The following is a 15,688-nucleotide window of genomic DNA, read 5'->3' as shown; positions in this document are numbered from 1 at the left end:
CCTGAAGGCGTCATTAGTAAAAATTAAAGGTTTTTGATTAGCTCGTCAGCGAACTCAGAACATTTAACTTCTTTTGCACCTTCCATTAGGCGGGCAAAGTCGTATGTAACAACTTTAGAAGCGATTGTTTGTTCTACTGATTTAGTGATGCTGTCCGCAGCTTCATTCCATCCAAGGTGTTCAAGTAAAAGAACGCCTGAAAGAAGAACTGAAGATGGGTTAACTTTGTCAAGACCAGCATATTTAGGAGCAGTACCGTGAGTTGCTTCGAAAATAGCATGTCCAGTTTCGTAGTTGATGTTAGCTCCTGGAGCAATACCAATTCCGCCAACTTGAGCAGCTAGTGCATCAGAGATGTAATCTCCGTTTAAGTTCATTGTTGCAACAACGTCAAACTCTCTTGGACGAGTTAGGATTTGTTGTAAGAAGATATCGGCAATAGAATCTTTAACGATGATTTTGCCTTCAGCTTCTGCAGCAGATTGTGCTTTGTTAGCAGCTTCTGTTCCTTCAGCTTCTTTGATTTGATCATATTGGTTCCAAGTGAACACTTTGTCAGCGAATTCAGTTTCTGCAACTTCATAACCCCAAGTTTTGAATGCGCCTTCCGTGAACTTCATGATATTACCTTTATGAACAAGTGTTAATGATTTACGGCCTTCTTTGATTGCATAGTTAAGTGCAGCGCGAACAAGACGTTTTGTACCTTCTTCAGAAATTGGCTTGATACCAATACCAGAAGTTTCAGGGAAACGGATGTTTTTAACACCGAACTCAGTTTGCAAGAAGTCGATAAGTTTTTTCGCTTGGTCAGAACCTTTAGCATATTCGATACCAGCATAGATGTCTTCAGTGTTTTCACGGAAGATAACCATGTCAGTGTCTTCAGGACGTTTTACTGGAGAAGGTACACCTTCGAAGTAACGTACTGGGCGTAGACATACGAATAAGTCTAATACTTGGCGTAATGCTACGTTCAATGAACGGATACCGCCACCGATTGGAGTTGTAAGTGGTCCTTTAATAGCGATTAGATATTCGTTGATGACATCAAGAGTTTCTTGTGGAAGCCATTCGCCTGTTTGGTCAAATGCTTTTTGTCCAGCTAAAACTTCTTTCCATTCGATTTTCTTTTCGCCATTGTATGCTTTTTCTACAGCTGCGTCTAAAACGCGTACTGCTGCTGCCCAGATATCAGGACCGATTCCGTCACCTTCAATGAAAGGAACGATTGGATTGTTTGGTACGTTAAGAACACCGTTAGTAACTGTGATTTTTTGGCTTTGTGTCATGTCTCTTTACCTCCGATTCAAATTCAAAGGCTAGTTGGTCTGCCTTATAATTCTTGGCAGAACCACTAACCTCGTTTACTCACATCTTTTAATTTACTACAAATCCGATGAAATTAAATATAAATTTTGAAAAAACTTTTATTTATTCAAAATTTTTATCGATTTTCAATCGGAATGTACTTTTGCATACCTGGTCCAACATACTCTGCACGTGGACGGATAAGGCGGTTGTTTGAATATTGCTCAAGGATATGAGCGATCCAACCTGATGCACGGCTAACAGCAAAGACTGGTGTGAATAGGTCATGCTCGATACCTAGGCTGTGGTATACAGAAGCTGAATAGAAATCTACGTTTGGCGGAAGATTTTTTTGACCAGTCACGATTTCGTGAATTTTAGTCGACATTTCATAATATTGAGGCTGACCAGTAAGCTCAGTCAATTTTTTAGACATTTCTTTAAGGTGTTTAGCACGTGGGTCACCTTTACGGTATACACGGTGGCCAAAGCCCATGATTTTTTCTTTGTTAGCTAGTTTTTCGTTGATATAAGGCTCAACGTTTTCTACTGAACCGATTTCTGTAAGCATTTTCATAACTTGTTCGTTAGCTCCGCCATGAAGTGGGCCTTTTAATGCGCCAATGGCAGATGTAACGCCAGAATAGATATCAGAAAGAGTAGCAACGCAAACGCGTGCAGTGAAAGTAGAAGCGTTTAATTCATGGTCAGCATGTAGAACCAATGCTTTGTTGAATGCTTCTTCTTCGATTGCAGTTGGCTCGTTACCACTTAACATATATAAGAAGTTAGCAGCGAAGCTTAGATCTTTACGTGGTGCAACCGCTTCCTTACCTTGACGGGTACGGGCGAAAGTTGTTACCAAGGTTGGGATTTTAGCTTGGATGCGAATGGCTTTACGATAGTTAGCTTCTTCACTCATTACGTCAGCTTCTTCATCATATAGACCAAGAAGTGATACCGCTGTGCGAAGAGCACCCATTGGATGTACTTTATCAATTGGGTATGTTTTGAAATGATTAACAACTTCTGCAGGAAGTTCTGCGTTTTCAGCTAGTTGTTTAGTTAATTCAGCTAATTGACTTTTGTTTGGAAGAGCTCCATGCCATAAAAGATAGATTACTTCCTCAAAAGTGGCATTTGTAGCTAAATCATCGATATCGTACCCAACGTAAGTTAGTGTATCGTCGATAATCGAGCTTACGGATGAAGTGGTTGCTACCACACCTTCTAGACCTTTTGTTGCTGTCATATAAAATCTCTCCTTTTTCTAAAATTCCCCTATATCCTTGCTCATTACGTATAAATATAGCGCTTCCAAGAGTAAGCTATCCTACCCAACCATCTATTTTTTAGCTGAAGACATGCGTCACCCATCGATAAGTATTCACTGATGTGAATGCCAATCAAAGGAGCATGCACGACCTTTTACAATCGCTTATACGAATTCTAAAAATTAATGCTTGTAGCTTCGCTTCCTAGTGAGCGCTTGCTCAAATAACTACACTCTTTTTTTAGATCATCAGAAACTACTATTTCTAAATCCTAATATAATGACTCGGAGTAGTTACAACATTATTATAAACAATAATCACTTTTTTGGGAATGAAAAGCGCTTAAAATATGAAAAAATTATTATTTCATTAGAAAAATCTCTATTCCTAATCCACCTTTTTTTTCAGCTTTTTCCACCACATTCTTACAAAAAAACGAAATGAAGCAGAATAAATCTAACATAGAAAAGAAAAAAAGATTCCAGAAAAATTAAACAATTACTATTCATTCCCTGTGTCAATTATTTAAAAAAATCAAAAATCTGCATGCATAAATAAGCAATTCCAGCACCGATCAACGGACCTACAGCCACACCTTTGAATAATGCGACGGCTAGAATCGTCCCAAAAACCAAGGCGGTTGTAATATGTGGATCGTGAGAAAGCAAGGTAATTCCATTTTTCGCAATCAAGGCAACAGCTATACCAGAAGCCAGCGCAATCCATGCATAGGGCGATTTAATCGCATCCCCCAGTTCCTTGAAGCCAATCGCTCCATTAGCAATAGGGATGAGCACTGCAATCGTAATAATCGTAACGCCTAGGTTGATTCCCTTTGCTTCTAAATAAGGGAACACTTTGGCATCAAGACCAATGATTTTCATGAGTAAAAGAAAACCTGCTGCGGCAATAAGGGATGTGTTTTTCCCAAACCAACCGATTGCCGCAAGTAAAATTAAAAACACGACCGGGCCGTTTATCACTTCTCCTCCTCCTCTTTCCTTTTTGTTATTTTAACATAACAAACCGCCTGTTTACCTTTGTCAAAACCCATGGTATTTATTTGGCTACCAATAGAAATAGTTCAGATTGGATCCAAAAGGAACTTTCCTTTCTTTACCATTGTCGTTACAATTATAATACAATGCAGCCGTTAGAAGGAGGGAATGTCTTGAATCCTGTTTACATCTACCGTTTCATTCGTTTCATATCAGTCATCGGAATCATCATTTTGGGCGGGATCGCCTTATTTTATTTATCTAAGTATACGTATCCATTCATTATTGCCATGATCATTGCTTTCTTGATGAACCCCCTTGTGACTTTCTTCGAAAAGAAAGCTCACTTGCCACGAGGACTTGCTGTATTTGTCTCCCTATTACTCATTTTCCTTATTTTTGCCGGACTCATCACCCTATTAGTTACCGAAATCATATCAGGTACTAATTACCTTGCGGGTGTGATACCGGAACATATCGAAACCATCGTAGATTACATAGAAACGCTCATTGCCACCAAGATCATTCCCCTATATAACCAAACCACAGCCATGTTCAATACATTAGATCAAGATCAGCAGGACACCATCCTAAAGAACATCCAAAATATTGGTGAATCCATCACTACCGGGGTCAGCGGTTTCATTCAGACATTCCTGAAAAACATCCCCGCCATCATCGGCTGGTTTCCAACGACGGTGACAGCACTACTCTTTACCCTACTGGGCACTTTCTTCATCAGCAAAGACTATGACCGTTTCGGACGAATGACGGGAAATGTATTGCCAAATAAACTATTTTCCGGGGCCAAACGTTTATTCCGTGATTTAAAACGAGCATTATTCGGATTCATTCGCGCTCAATTCACTCTAGTTTCATTAACGACCGTTACCATTTTAATCGGATTTCTTATATTAGGGGTCAAGTATTCGATTACCATCGCTTTAATTTGCGGCTTAGTCGATATCATTCCTTATTTGGGTACAGGGACCATCTTCATTCCATGGATCATCTTCGAATTCATCTCTGGGAATACCAGCCTTGCCATCGGGCTGTCTGTGCTTTACATCATCGTTGTTGTCCAGCGCCAACTAATTGAACCAAAAGTTCTTTCTTCTAGTATTGGCTTGGATCCACTTGCTACTCTCATCGCCTTATTCATTGGTTTTAAATTAATCGGGTTTCTTGGATTGATCGCCGGGCCAGTAACCCTAGTCATATTCAATACCCTTCAACGTGCTCATGTCTTTCAAACCATTTGGTCGTACATCATGGGACCGGATACGAAAAAACCTACTCCAAACAAATTTCTTTAGACTCAAAGAAAAATCCGCCCGATATTCGGGGCGGATTTTTTCTATCTATCTCTTATTTTGATGTTTCGAATTGTTCAGCTTCAGTAGAACCAGCAAGTGCTGTTGTAGAAGAAGTTCCACCAGATACAACCTGTGCCACTTCATCGAAGTATCCAGTTCCAACCTCGCGTTGGTGACGAGTTGCCGTATAGCCGTCCCCTTCACTAGCGAATTCTGCTTGTTGAAGTTCTGAGTATGCTGCCATTCCACGGTCTTTGTATCCAAGAGCAAGGTTAAACATGCTATGGTTCAATGAATGGAATCCAGCAAGTGTAACGAATTGGAATTTGTAACCCAGTTTCCCTAATTCGACTTGGTAGCTCGCAATTTCCTCATCACTCAATTTCGCTTTCCAGTTAAACGATGGCGAGCAATTGTATGCTAGTAGTTTTCCTGGGAACTCAGCATGAATCGCTTCGGCAAAACGACGGGCATCTGCAAGGTTTGGCTCGGACGTTTCACACCAGATAAGGTCAGCGTATGGTGCATAAGCCAGGCCACGAGCAATCGCTTGGTCAAGTCCCGCTTTCGTGCGGTAGAATCCTTCTGGAGTACGTTCGCCTGTGATGAATGGGGCATCGACTGGATCGATATCATCCGTGATCAAGTCAGCGGCGTCAGCATCCGTGCGAGCAATCAATATAGTCGGTGTTCCCATTACGTCTGCAGCCAAGCGGGCAGAAATCAGGTTACGTACGGCAATTTGTGTTGGAAGAAGCACTTTCCCACCTAAATGGCCACATTTTTTCTCGGAGGAAAGCTGATCTTCAAAGTGAACACCGGCAGCTCCAGCTTCGATCATCCCTTTCATTAGTTCGAAAACATTAAGGGCTCCACCAAAACCTGCTTCCGCATCAGCTACGATAGGGGCAAACCAATCGATATCGTCTTTTCCTTCAGCAAAGCTGATTTGATCGGCCCGTTGCAGTGTTTGATTGATGCGTTTAACGACTTGTGGTACAGAGTTTGCTGGGTATAAGCTTTGATCCGGGTACATCTGGCCAGCGATATTCGCATCTGCAGCCACTTGCCAACCACTTAAATAGATGGCCTTTAAACCCGCTTTTACTTGTTGCATCGCTTGGTTACCAGTCAATGCTCCTAGTGCATTGATGAAATCTTCTTGTTTCAGGAGATTCCATAGTTTTTCAGCTCCCCGACGCGCTAAGGTTTGCTCGATGTCAATGGACCCTCTTAATTTGATAACTTCCTCAGCTGTATACGTACGTTTAATTCCATTCCATCTTGAATCAGTTTCCCAGCTTTGTTGTAATTGCTCTACTCTTTCGTTCGTCATTATATTTTCCCCCTAATAGTTTATAGTACGTTCATAATTGATAGAATATTAAGATAATTTTTCGTATGCTGGATTCGTTAAGAAATCAGCGAAGTCTTCAGCCACAATCAATTCTTCGAATAGTTTAGTAGATTCTTCAAATTTCCCTGTTTTGAAAGCTTCTTCACCAATCTCGGATTTAATGACTTCCAATTCTTCCTCTTTAATTTGATGGAATAATTCTTCCGTCACTTTCCTGCCATCTTCTAGTATGCCTTTAGGATGACGAATCCACTGCCACACTTGAGCGCGGGAAATTTCTGCTGTAGCGGCATCTTCCATCAAGTTATTGATAGGAGCCGCTCCTCTACCACATAACCAGGAAGCGATATACTGAATGCCGACGTTTATATTTGTCCGTAAGCCAGCCTCCGTAATGGATCCTTCTGGGACTTCCAGCAAATCTTTAGCCGTCACTTCTACATCTTCACGTTTGCGGTAAATTTGATTCGGTTTCGGAACAAGAAGGTCAAACACTTCTTTCGCAGTACTGACCATGCCTGGATGAGCGACCCATGTACCGTCATGCCCATCTCTCGCTTCACGTTCTTTATCCGCACGAACCTTCGCGAACGCCTCATCATTCTTGACCGGGTCATTCTTGACCGGAATTTGGGCAGCCATTCCACCGATTGCCGGAGCATTACGGGTGTGGCAAGTCTTGATTGCGAGAAGGGAGTAAGCTCTCATGTTCGGAACCGTCATTGTAACCTGTAATCGATCTGGGAAGATTACGTCCTCTGAGTGACGGAATTTCTTCAGGAAGCTGAAGATGTAATCCCAGCGACCGCAGTTTAGGCCTGCTGAGTGTTCTTTCAACTCATACAAGATTTCGTCCATTTCGAATGCTGCAAGAATCGTTTCAATTAGTACCGTCGCTCTAATTGTCCCCTGCGGAATTCTTAAATCATTCTGGGCATAGACAAAGATGTCATTCCATAATCTGGCTTCGAGATGACTTTCCATCTTCGGAAGATAGAAGTATGGACCACTTCCATTTTCGATCAATGCTTTCACATTATGATAAAAGTAAAGACCGAAGTCGAATATGCTGGCGGATATAGGCTGTCCATTTAATAGAACGTGTTTTTCTTCCAAGTGCCAGCCACGGGGTCTGATTTTCAAGACTGCCGTTTTTTCATTCAATCTATATACTTTACCGTTTGGATTTTCAAATGAGATGGTACCGCGGATGGCATCCCTCAAGTTCAGTTGCCCATCTATGCAATTTTCCCAAGTAGGCGAGTTGGCATCTTCAAAGTCTGCCATAAACACGCAAGCCCCTGAGTTTAATGCATTGATGATCATCTTACGATCAACCGGCCCTGTAATTTCAACCCTGCGGTCTTGCAAGTCCTTCGGGAGGGGAGCGATTGTCCAATCACCTTCACGGATATGTTTCGTTTCCTCCAGGAAATCAAGCTGCTTTCCTTGGTTTATTTCCTCTTGGACCGTTTTACGTCGCTCTAACAGTTCCCTTCTCCTTGCACCGAACTGCCGTTCAATCCGTTCAATGAATTGAAGCGCTTCCGTAGTAAGTATTTGTTCATATCCAGGCTTGATATCCCCTGTTATTTGTAAACCTTTTGCTTCAGTAATCATGTTGCTTTCCACATCCTTTCAAACTCTTATATGTTATAATACAGTTATTTTATTTCCTGTTTGTATTATATAACACGCTGTATAAATTTGTCACCTACTTTTCCAACTTTTTTAAAAAAAGATATTAATTGACTACAGAAAGCCTGGTATATAGGCATTTCCATTAGAAAAATAATTGAAAATATTCTGTTTTTTTATTTCTTTCTTTCTTCCTTGTCCATTTTTTGCATGAAACAGTTAAGATTTTGAGTGGCAAGATTTCCTTCATATGTGGAAGCATTTATGGGGTGAACGCAAAAAAGGCTATCCACATTCTTATCTTTGTGGATAGCCTTTTTCTATTTATGTTGAATGATCGTTACTTTTCCTTTATTCATCCTGTTCATCATAATCCGAATAACAATTGGTTTTAGAAGATTACGGGTGGGTGGAAATACCAGGATCAATCCCAAGACATCCGAAATCAGTCCGGGTGATAGCAACAGAGCGGATCCGATGAAGATACAGATTCCATCGACGATTTCATTTCCAGGCATCATCCCTTGACGAACCTGACCCTGTGCCTTTTTCCATATTTCCATTCCTTGGCGTTTAGCCAAATAAGCTCCGATTAAACCAGTGGCTACAATTAGGAACAGCGTTGGCCAAAACCCAATCAGATTGCCAGATAATAAGAGGACAATAATCTCAATGATCGGCATCGCAATGATAAACAATAAAAAGTACTTCATTTACATTCCTCCTGCACAGCCCACTTCTGGTGCGGTACACCTATCTTACATCAACGATTGGATTTCATCCAAAATTTTGTTTTACAAAACTTTGGCATGACCATCATAAATGATTCCACGGCTGGCATCGACCGTTATTCTCTGTCCATCCTTAAAGGCCTTTGTCGCATTATCAGCCCCGACAATGACAGGAATGCCTAAGGTAACGCCGACAACTGCCGCATGGCTAGTCAAACCGCCTTCTTCAGTAATCAATGCGGCACACTTTTCTATTGCCGGCATCATTTCACGATCCGAACCGATTGTAACCAAAACAGATCCTTCTTGTACTTTTTCTAAGGCTTCCTTGGCATTCTTGGCAACGACCACTTCACCCTTCGCTGTTTTCCTACCGATTCCTTGAGCCTTCAATAGAACCTCTCCTAACACATGAATTTTCATCAAGTTAGTCGTCCCTATTTCACCTACAGGCACACCAGCGGTAATCACCACTAAATCCCCATGGGAAACGATTCCGGATTCCAGGCTTTGGTCAATCGCTGTTTGGAGCATATCATCTGTCGTCTCTGCTTTAGGTCCCATCTGCGGATAAACGCCCCAGACCAATGCAAGCCGTCTTGAAACATCTTCATTAGAGGTAACGGCAATGATAGGCGCTTTTGGACGATACTTAGAAATCATCCGTGCCGTATGACCACTTTCAGTCGGTGTGATGATTGCACCTGCATTAAGGTTAAGCGCAGTATGTGCAACGGATTCCCCAATGGCATCTGTCACATTATGTCGATCCGACTTACTATTCCTTGTAAGGATATCCCGATAATTAAGCGCTGTTTCTGCACGTGAAGCAATATTATGCATAGTCTGAACGGCTTCGACTGGGTAAGTTCCCGCAGCTGTTTCACCAGAAAGCATGATGGCATCCGTTCCATCGAAAATCGCATTCGCCACATCACTTGCCTCAGCTCGTGTCGGACGTGGATTACGCTGCATAGAATCAAGCATTTGTGTAGCGGTAATGACCGGTTTGCCTGCATTGTTACATTTCTTGATCATATCTTTTTGAACAAGTGGCACTTCTTCCGCAGGGATTTCAACACCTAGATCACCACGCGCAACCATCAAACCATCAGCTACTTCTAAAATTTCATCGAGACGGTCCACGCCTTCCTGGTTTTCAATTTTAGGGATGATTTGAATATGCTCTGCTTTATTTTGTTGCAACAATTCCCGGACTTCCAGTACATCCGACGCCCTGCGGACGAAAGAAGCGGCCACGAAATCGATTCCTTGTTCGATACCGAAAAGGATGTCCTTTTCATCTTTTTCCGTGATCCCTGGCAAGTTTACGGAAACGCCAGGAACGTTGACGCCTTTTTTATTTTTCAATGTACCGCTGTTTAGGATTTTCGTATGAATTTCTTTTTTTGTTTCATCAATTGCTAACACTTCAAGACCAATCAAGCCATCGTCCAGCAAAATTCTAGATCCAGCTTGTACATCATATAGAAGCCCTTCATAGGTAATGGAGAATCTCTCTGGTGTCCCCAAAACTTCTTGCATCGAAATCGTTACTTCTTTACCTGCCGTCAACTCGATCGAGTCATTCTCCATGTTATTCGTCCGTATTTCAGGACCTTTTGTATCAAGCAAGATAGCGACCTGTTTCCCCGTTTTCTCTGATGCTTCTCTTATATTGCGAATTCTTGCAGCATGTTCCTCATGATTACCGTGGGAAAAATTAAGACGTGCTACATTCATCCCTGCCTCGATTAATTGAGCCAATTTTTCTACACTTTCACTAGCTGGCCCAATGGTACATACAATTTTAGTTTTGCGCATGGTGTCAACCTCCTAAAGAAACTCGTCCTCTACCGCCATATGACGGAGAGTGACGTAGTATTAAACATATTTTTTTCAATCATTTAAATAGACAATTCTTCTGATAGGTCATACATTTTCTTATCAATCGTGTGCTTCTTCGATAAGGCATCGATGATATCGTAATCAACCAGTTTATTTTCCTCAATGCCCACAGCCCTGCCACCTAAACCTTCAAGAAGCAATTCGACTGCGCGGGCGCCAAGCCTGCTTGCCAACACACGGTCAGACGCAGTAGGAGAGCCGCCACGTTGTACATGACCCAGAACCGTAACACGCGTTTCGAACCCTGCTTTCGCTTCTATCTGTTTGGAAATCTCCATGGCACTGCCTACACCTTCTGCCACAACGATGATACTATGCTTTTTCCCGCGTTCATGTCCCCGGTTCAGCTTTCCTATCATCTCTTCCATATCGAAATCGTATTCCGGGCATAAAATGGTCTCAGCCCCTCCTGCAAGACCGGCCCAAAGAGCAATGTCACCGGCGTTTCGGCCCATCACTTCAACCACATACGTCCGTTCGTGGGAAGTCGCTGTATCCCTGATTTTATCAATCGCATCGATGACCGTATTAAGGGCTGTATCAAAACCAATCGTAAAGTCCGTTCCCGGAATATCGTTATCGATCGTTCCCGGAACGCCAATGCAAGGAAAACCTCGTTCCGTCAATGCCTTCGCTCCAAGGTAAGACCCGTCACCGCCAATGATGACGATGCCCTCAATACCCACTTTTTTCAGTTGTTCAATTGCCTTTAACTGTCCCTCTTCCGTTTTGAATTCAGGACAGCGGGCAGTATGTAACATCGTGCCTCCGCGGTGTATGATATCCCCGACAGAACCAAGCTCAAGACGTCTTATGTCGCCATTGATCAACCCTTCATAGCCATGGTAGATGCCATAGACCTCCATCTCATGAAAAATCGCTTTCCGGACGACTGCCCGGACTGCAGCATTCATGCCTGGAGAATCCCCTCCACTTGTTAATACCCCTATTTTTTTCATTATGTTCACCTCTCCTACTGCGCTAATGACATAAAACTTTTCAATAACCTCATTGTACCCTTTTTTCACCTAAGATAAGCAAGGAACTCTTCTTACTGCTTAATCCAATGTATTAAGACTAACGTATTCTGAACAGAAATTGAAGTAAATTGCGTTAAAGATTGTTTTATTTCCCAAAATAGGAATCAATTTAGTCACCTGGGTATTTAAGTATCATATTAAGGTTGAAAAAACGTGTTGCCTGCCGGCAGCACGTTTTTTCTTGGCCATGTATTTATGAATGTTGTTTTACTTCCAGTATCGGTCCTTCTGGCTGTCCTTCAAATTCATATTCACCGATATTTTTAAATTTCATATAACGCTGATTGATCAGTTCCTCACTATTCAGGGAAAGAAGCTCATTGATTGATTGCTTCAACATATCCTTAATCGCTTTGGCTTGCTCCTCGGCATCGCGATGGGCCCCGCCTTTCACTTCAGGAATGATTTCATCAATGACTCCCAATCGGTTGAGGTCAGGAGCCGTGATTTTCATCGTTTCGGCTGCACGCTTGGCTTGGGAAGCATCCTTCCACAAGATAGCTGCTGCTCCTTCAGGAGAAATGACAGAATAGGTGGAGTTCTCCAGCATATAAATCCGATCCGCTACTCCTAGAGCCAAAGCACCACCACTTCCACCTTCACCAATGACAATACTGATAACAGGTACATTAAGTCCTGCCATTTCAAAAAGGTTTTTTGCGATGGCTTCACTCTGGCCACGCTCTTCCGCTGCTTTACCAGGGAAGGCACCCTTCGTATCTATGAAACAAATGATGGGGCGATTGAACTTTTCGGCCTGTTTCATCAGACGTAAAGCCTTTCGATAACCTTCAGGATGAGGCATACCAAAATTACGACGGATATTTTCCTTTGTATCCTTACCACGCTGATGGCCGATGATGGTCACAGCACGTCCATCAAATTCCCCGATGCCGGCTACGATGGCTTCATCATCACCATAATATCGGTCACCATGGAATTCCATGAACTCATTAAATATAAGAGGGATATAATCAAGTGTTGTCGGACGAGCTGGGTGACGAGCGATTTGCACGCGATCCCACGGCTTTAAGTTATTATAAATGTCCGTTTCCAACTTCTCGAGACGCTGTTCCAAGCTTTCAATTTCAGCTGTCAAATCAACATCTGCTCCCTTTGTTATTTCCCTTAGTTCTTTAATCTTGCTTCGAAGCTCTGTGACAGGGCGTTCAAATTCCAATTCGTAAATCATAACCATTCACCACCCGGGGCATGAATTTTCAGGATCGTTGTCAAGGTATCTTTCATTTCCGTCCGTTTAACCACAGCATCCAATTGGCCATGCTTCATCAAAAATTCAGCTGTTTGGAAATCTTCAGGAAGATCTTCATGGATCGTTTGTTCAATGATCCGTCTTCCAGCGAACCCTATCAGGGCACCAGGTTCTGCAAGGTTAATATCCCCAAGAGATGCAAAGCTGGCTGAAACGCCACCAGTTGTAGGATGGGTCATCATCGAAATGATCAATCCACCTTCATTGCTGAACATTTTAAGGGCAGCACTTGTTTTGGCCATTTGCATGAGGCTCAGAACACCTTCTTGCATTCGCGCCCCACCAGATGCGGTAAAAATGATGAACGGTATCTTCAATTCGCCGGCCCGTTCAATCGCCCGTGTGATTTTTTCCCCAACGACGGACCCCATACTTCCCATCCGGAAATTGGAATCCATGATGGCCGTTGATATTTGGAAACCATTTATGCTTCCTACCCCTGTAACCACTGCCTCATTAATTTTGGCCTTCACTTTATCCTTTTCCAGCTTTTCCAGATAATCCGGGAACTGAAGGGGGTTAACGGAAATCATTTCTTTATCAAATTCAGTGAAACTATTGGCGTCGAAAAGAAATTCTATGCGCTCATGAGAGGACATGGAATGATGGAACCCACAATGCAAACAGACTTTTACGTTTTTCACTAATTCTTTTGTATACATGATTTTTTTGCAACCTGGGCACTTCGTCATAATTCCTTCAGGTACATCCTGTTTTTCACGATCTAAAGGAACCGTTGCATATTTCTTCTTAGATTTTGCAAATAGCTCTTTAAGCAAGTCTAATCCTCCCTTTGCCACCAAACCTCTTTTTAAAGAAACTTTGGTCCAAACTATATCAGAAATATATTCAAAATCGTGTAAAATGCTGTCACTCTTCCTTCGACAAATTTCTGATTTTAGTAAGGTATGCTTCGATGGCTTTTTCTTCATCACGTTCAAGCAAATATGTAAGCAACAAAAGATAATCTTCTTTTTTCGTTTTTGTTTTGATTTGCTCTGATGCTCTAGCATAGCTGTTGACAATACGCCAAATTCTTTCAAGCAAACGATTGCGATTTAATATGGCGATCCTCAAGAAGAAATCATCATCATGGAATTCTTCTACCTTGACCCAGTCCATTAACGATTTAACCTCTTGGGCCGTGGCGAAGAAGGCCACGATCTTCAAACAATCGATTTCAATTAACCGTTTGGTCTCGGCTAAATCTTCTTGAACTTTTTTATCTTGCAAAAAAAAGGTTCCCAGAAGCTCGACTAACTTATGCTCCTGGAAATCCCTAATAAACGTTCCTTCACCACGTCTAGTTTCTATCAATCCTAAAAGCTCTAGTGCTCGCAATGCTTCACGGACAGATGAACGTCCAACATTCAGACGGTCGGATAACTCCCGTTCAGAAGGAATTTTATCGCCCGGTAAGAGGTTATCCGCTTCAATCATGCTCCGTAGGCTTTCCACAACATCGAGATAAATTTTGGTTGAAGAAGTACGTTCTGCCAAATTAGTTATTCCTCACTTTGTCCAATGTTTGCTAGTTTTCTTGTTTTTTCTTTAATTTGTTCTGGATCCGCGTGAATTCTTGCAACCCCGGTTTCCATAGCTGCCTTTGCCACGGCTGCAGCGACTGCAGGTGCAACTCTAGCATCAAAAGGGGCGGGAATAACATAGTCTTCATGAAGTTCATGCTCTTCTATTAAACCGGCAATCGCCTGTACAGCCGCCACCTTCATTTTTTCATTGATATGTGTGGCACGTACATCTAAAGCGCCTCGAAAGATTCCAGGGAAAGCCAGTACATTATTGACCTGGTTTGGGAAGTCAGAGCGACCTGTCCCCACCACTTTGGCACCCGCAGCTTTCGCTTCCTCCGGCATGATTTCAGGATTGGGATTAGCCATGGCGAAAATGATTGGATCTTCGTTCATGGAAGAAATCATATCCTTATTCAAAGCTCCCGCGGCAGACACACCGATGAATACGTCCGCTCCCTTGATAACAGTCGCAAGGTTTCCTTGAACCTTATCCCGGTTGGTTACTTTCGCTACTTGTTCTTTTATATCATTCATACCTAACGTACGCCCTTCATAGATGGCACCTTTCGTGTCACACATGATAATGTCACGCACTCCATAGCTATAAAGCAACTTTATGATGGCAATGCCTGCCGCTCCGGCACCACTGGCCACGACTTTAATTTCCGTTATCGATTTTCCTACAAGACGCAAAGCATTTACAAGACCGGCCACGGTTACAATTGCTGTACCGTGCTGATCATCATGAAATACAGGGATATTCATTTCTTTTTTTAATCGTTCTTCGATTTCAAAACAATTCGGTGCTGCAATATCTTCTAGGTTCACTCCGCCGAATGTCGGTTCGAGCAATTTGACGGTCTCTACAATCTTATCCACATCCGTCGTTTTTAAACAGATTGGAAATGAATCCACTCCCGCAAAACTCTTGAACAAGACAGCTTTGCCTTCCATGACAGGCAAGGCGGCTTCAGGACCGATATTGCCTAGGCCCAACACTGCCGTTCCATCAGAAATAACGGCTACCGTATTCCCTTTCATTGTATAGTCATAAACGGTTTCAGGTTTTTCGTAAATTTCCTTACATGGTTCGGCGACACCAGGAGAATAAGCCAAGCTTAAATCCACTGCATTCCTAACTGGTACTTTCGAAACGGTTTCTAATTTCCCTTGATTCAAGCGATGCATATGTAATGCTTCTTCTCTTAATGTCATATTCTCACTCCTAGAACGAATTGGGCAACCCGGAAATTATGCTGAAATCTAGTGGTCAGACCACATGGGCCTGCATTCAATATAACATACCTGAT

Annotated in this window: 13 protein-coding genes; 1 reads left to right on the top strand and 12 read right to left on the bottom strand. The window is 42.4% G+C overall.

What is annotated here, in order from left to right; translation table 11 throughout:
• Positions 1 to 23: 23 nt before the first annotated feature.
• From icd to ACIQXR_RS16690, 3 genes are all read right to left on the bottom strand, one after another.
• Positions 24 to 1,292, bottom strand: coding sequence for an NADP-dependent isocitrate dehydrogenase (icd, locus tag ACIQXR_RS16700; RefSeq protein WP_402874397.1), 1,269 nt, complete (start codon positions 1,290 to 1,292; stop codon positions 24 to 26).
• 155 nt (positions 1,293 to 1,447) lie between these two features.
• Positions 1,448 to 2,563 (bottom strand): citrate synthase, encoded by a 1,116-nt coding sequence (gene citZ, locus ACIQXR_RS16695; RefSeq protein WP_402874394.1) that lies wholly within the window; start codon positions 2,561 to 2,563, stop codon positions 1,448 to 1,450.
• A gap of 543 nt (positions 2,564 to 3,106) precedes the next feature.
• The gene (locus tag ACIQXR_RS16690) at positions 3,107 to 3,568 is read right to left on the bottom strand and encodes a DUF441 domain-containing protein (protein ID WP_402874391.1); all 462 of its coding nucleotides are present in this window, start codon (positions 3,566 to 3,568) and stop codon (positions 3,107 to 3,109) included.
• Between the two features lie 188 nt (positions 3,569 to 3,756).
• Between ACIQXR_RS16690 and ytvI the strand changes: the two genes are divergently transcribed.
• Complete coding sequence (ytvI, locus tag ACIQXR_RS16685; RefSeq protein ID WP_402874388.1) at positions 3,757 to 4,899, top strand: sporulation integral membrane protein YtvI; 1,143 nt, start codon at positions 3,757 to 3,759, stop codon at positions 4,897 to 4,899.
• A gap of 52 nt (positions 4,900 to 4,951) precedes the next feature.
• On the opposite strand, the gene aceA is transcribed toward ytvI, so the two are convergent.
• From aceA to ystJ, 9 genes are all read right to left on the bottom strand, one after another.
• The gene (gene aceA / locus ACIQXR_RS16680; protein ID WP_402874385.1) at positions 4,952 to 6,235 is read right to left on the bottom strand and encodes an isocitrate lyase; all 1,284 of its coding nucleotides are present in this window, start codon (positions 6,233 to 6,235) and stop codon (positions 4,952 to 4,954) included.
• 48 nt (positions 6,236 to 6,283) lie between these two features.
• Positions 6,284 to 7,876: a malate synthase A gene (aceB, locus tag ACIQXR_RS16675; protein WP_402874382.1), complete on the bottom strand. Its 1,593-nt coding sequence runs from the start codon at positions 7,874 to 7,876 to the stop codon at positions 6,284 to 6,286.
• Positions 7,877 to 8,214: 338 nt separating this feature from the next.
• The gene (locus ACIQXR_RS16670) at positions 8,215 to 8,607 is read right to left on the bottom strand and encodes an FxsA family protein (RefSeq protein WP_402874380.1); all 393 of its coding nucleotides are present in this window, start codon (positions 8,605 to 8,607) and stop codon (positions 8,215 to 8,217) included.
• Positions 8,608 to 8,688: 81 nt separating this feature from the next.
• Positions 8,689 to 10,449, bottom strand: coding sequence for a pyruvate kinase (gene pyk / locus ACIQXR_RS16665; protein ID WP_402874377.1), 1,761 nt, complete (start codon positions 10,447 to 10,449; stop codon positions 8,689 to 8,691).
• Between the two features lie 83 nt (positions 10,450 to 10,532).
• Positions 10,533 to 11,492, bottom strand: coding sequence for a 6-phosphofructokinase (gene pfkA / locus ACIQXR_RS16660; RefSeq protein WP_402874373.1), 960 nt, complete (start codon positions 11,490 to 11,492; stop codon positions 10,533 to 10,535).
• 274 nt (positions 11,493 to 11,766) lie between these two features.
• Entirely contained in the window at positions 11,767 to 12,765 is a 999-nt protein-coding gene (gene accA / locus ACIQXR_RS16655) for an acetyl-CoA carboxylase carboxyl transferase subunit alpha (RefSeq protein WP_402874370.1), read from the bottom strand.
• Entirely contained in the window at positions 12,762 to 13,625 is an 864-nt protein-coding gene (accD, locus tag ACIQXR_RS16650) for an acetyl-CoA carboxylase, carboxyltransferase subunit beta (RefSeq protein ID WP_402874367.1), read from the bottom strand. The genes accA and accD overlap by 4 nt, the downstream gene beginning before the upstream one ends.
• Before the next feature lie 91 nt (positions 13,626 to 13,716).
• Positions 13,717 to 14,346 (bottom strand): FadR/GntR family transcriptional regulator, encoded by a 630-nt coding sequence (locus ACIQXR_RS16645; RefSeq protein WP_402874365.1) that lies wholly within the window; start codon positions 14,344 to 14,346, stop codon positions 13,717 to 13,719.
• 5 nt (positions 14,347 to 14,351) lie between these two features.
• Positions 14,352 to 15,593 (bottom strand): NADP-dependent malic enzyme, encoded by a 1,242-nt coding sequence (ystJ, locus tag ACIQXR_RS16640; RefSeq protein WP_402874363.1) that lies wholly within the window; start codon positions 15,591 to 15,593, stop codon positions 14,352 to 14,354.
• Positions 15,594 to 15,688 lie beyond the last annotated feature (95 nt).

Origin of the sequence: Peribacillus sp. NPDC097224, from assembly GCF_044761985.1 — a bacterium.
Classification (GTDB): domain Bacteria; phylum Bacillota; class Bacilli; order Bacillales; family DSM-1321; genus Peribacillus.
Note: the sequence above shows the minus strand (reverse complement) of the source record. Positions and strands in the feature narration are given on the sequence as shown.

Coding starts and splice junctions, on each gene's coding strand:
- icd (WP_402874397.1), bottom strand. CDS start 1,292: ATGACACAAAGCCAAAAAATCACAGTTACTAACGGTGTTCTTAACGTA.
- citZ (WP_402874394.1), bottom strand. CDS start 2,563: ATGACAGCAACAAAAGGTCTAGAAGGTGTGGTAGCAACCACTTCATCC.
- aceA (WP_402874385.1), bottom strand. CDS start 6,235: ATGACGAACGAAAGAGTAGAGCAATTACAACAAAGCTGGGAAACTGAT.
- aceB (WP_402874382.1), bottom strand. CDS start 7,876: ATGATTACTGAAGCAAAAGGTTTACAAATAACAGGGGATATCAAGCCT.
- ACIQXR_RS16670 (WP_402874380.1), bottom strand. CDS start 8,607: ATGAAGTACTTTTTATTGTTTATCATTGCGATGCCGATCATTGAGATT.
- pyk (WP_402874377.1), bottom strand. CDS start 10,449: ATGCGCAAAACTAAAATTGTATGTACCATTGGGCCAGCTAGTGAAAGT.
- pfkA (WP_402874373.1), bottom strand. CDS start 11,492: ATGAAAAAAATAGGGGTATTAACAAGTGGAGGGGATTCTCCAGGCATG.
- accA (WP_402874370.1), bottom strand. CDS start 12,765: ATGATTTACGAATTGGAATTTGAACGCCCTGTCACAGAGCTTCGAAGC.
- ystJ (WP_402874363.1), bottom strand. CDS start 15,593: ATGACATTAAGAGAAGAAGCATTACATATGCATCGCTTGAATCAAGGG.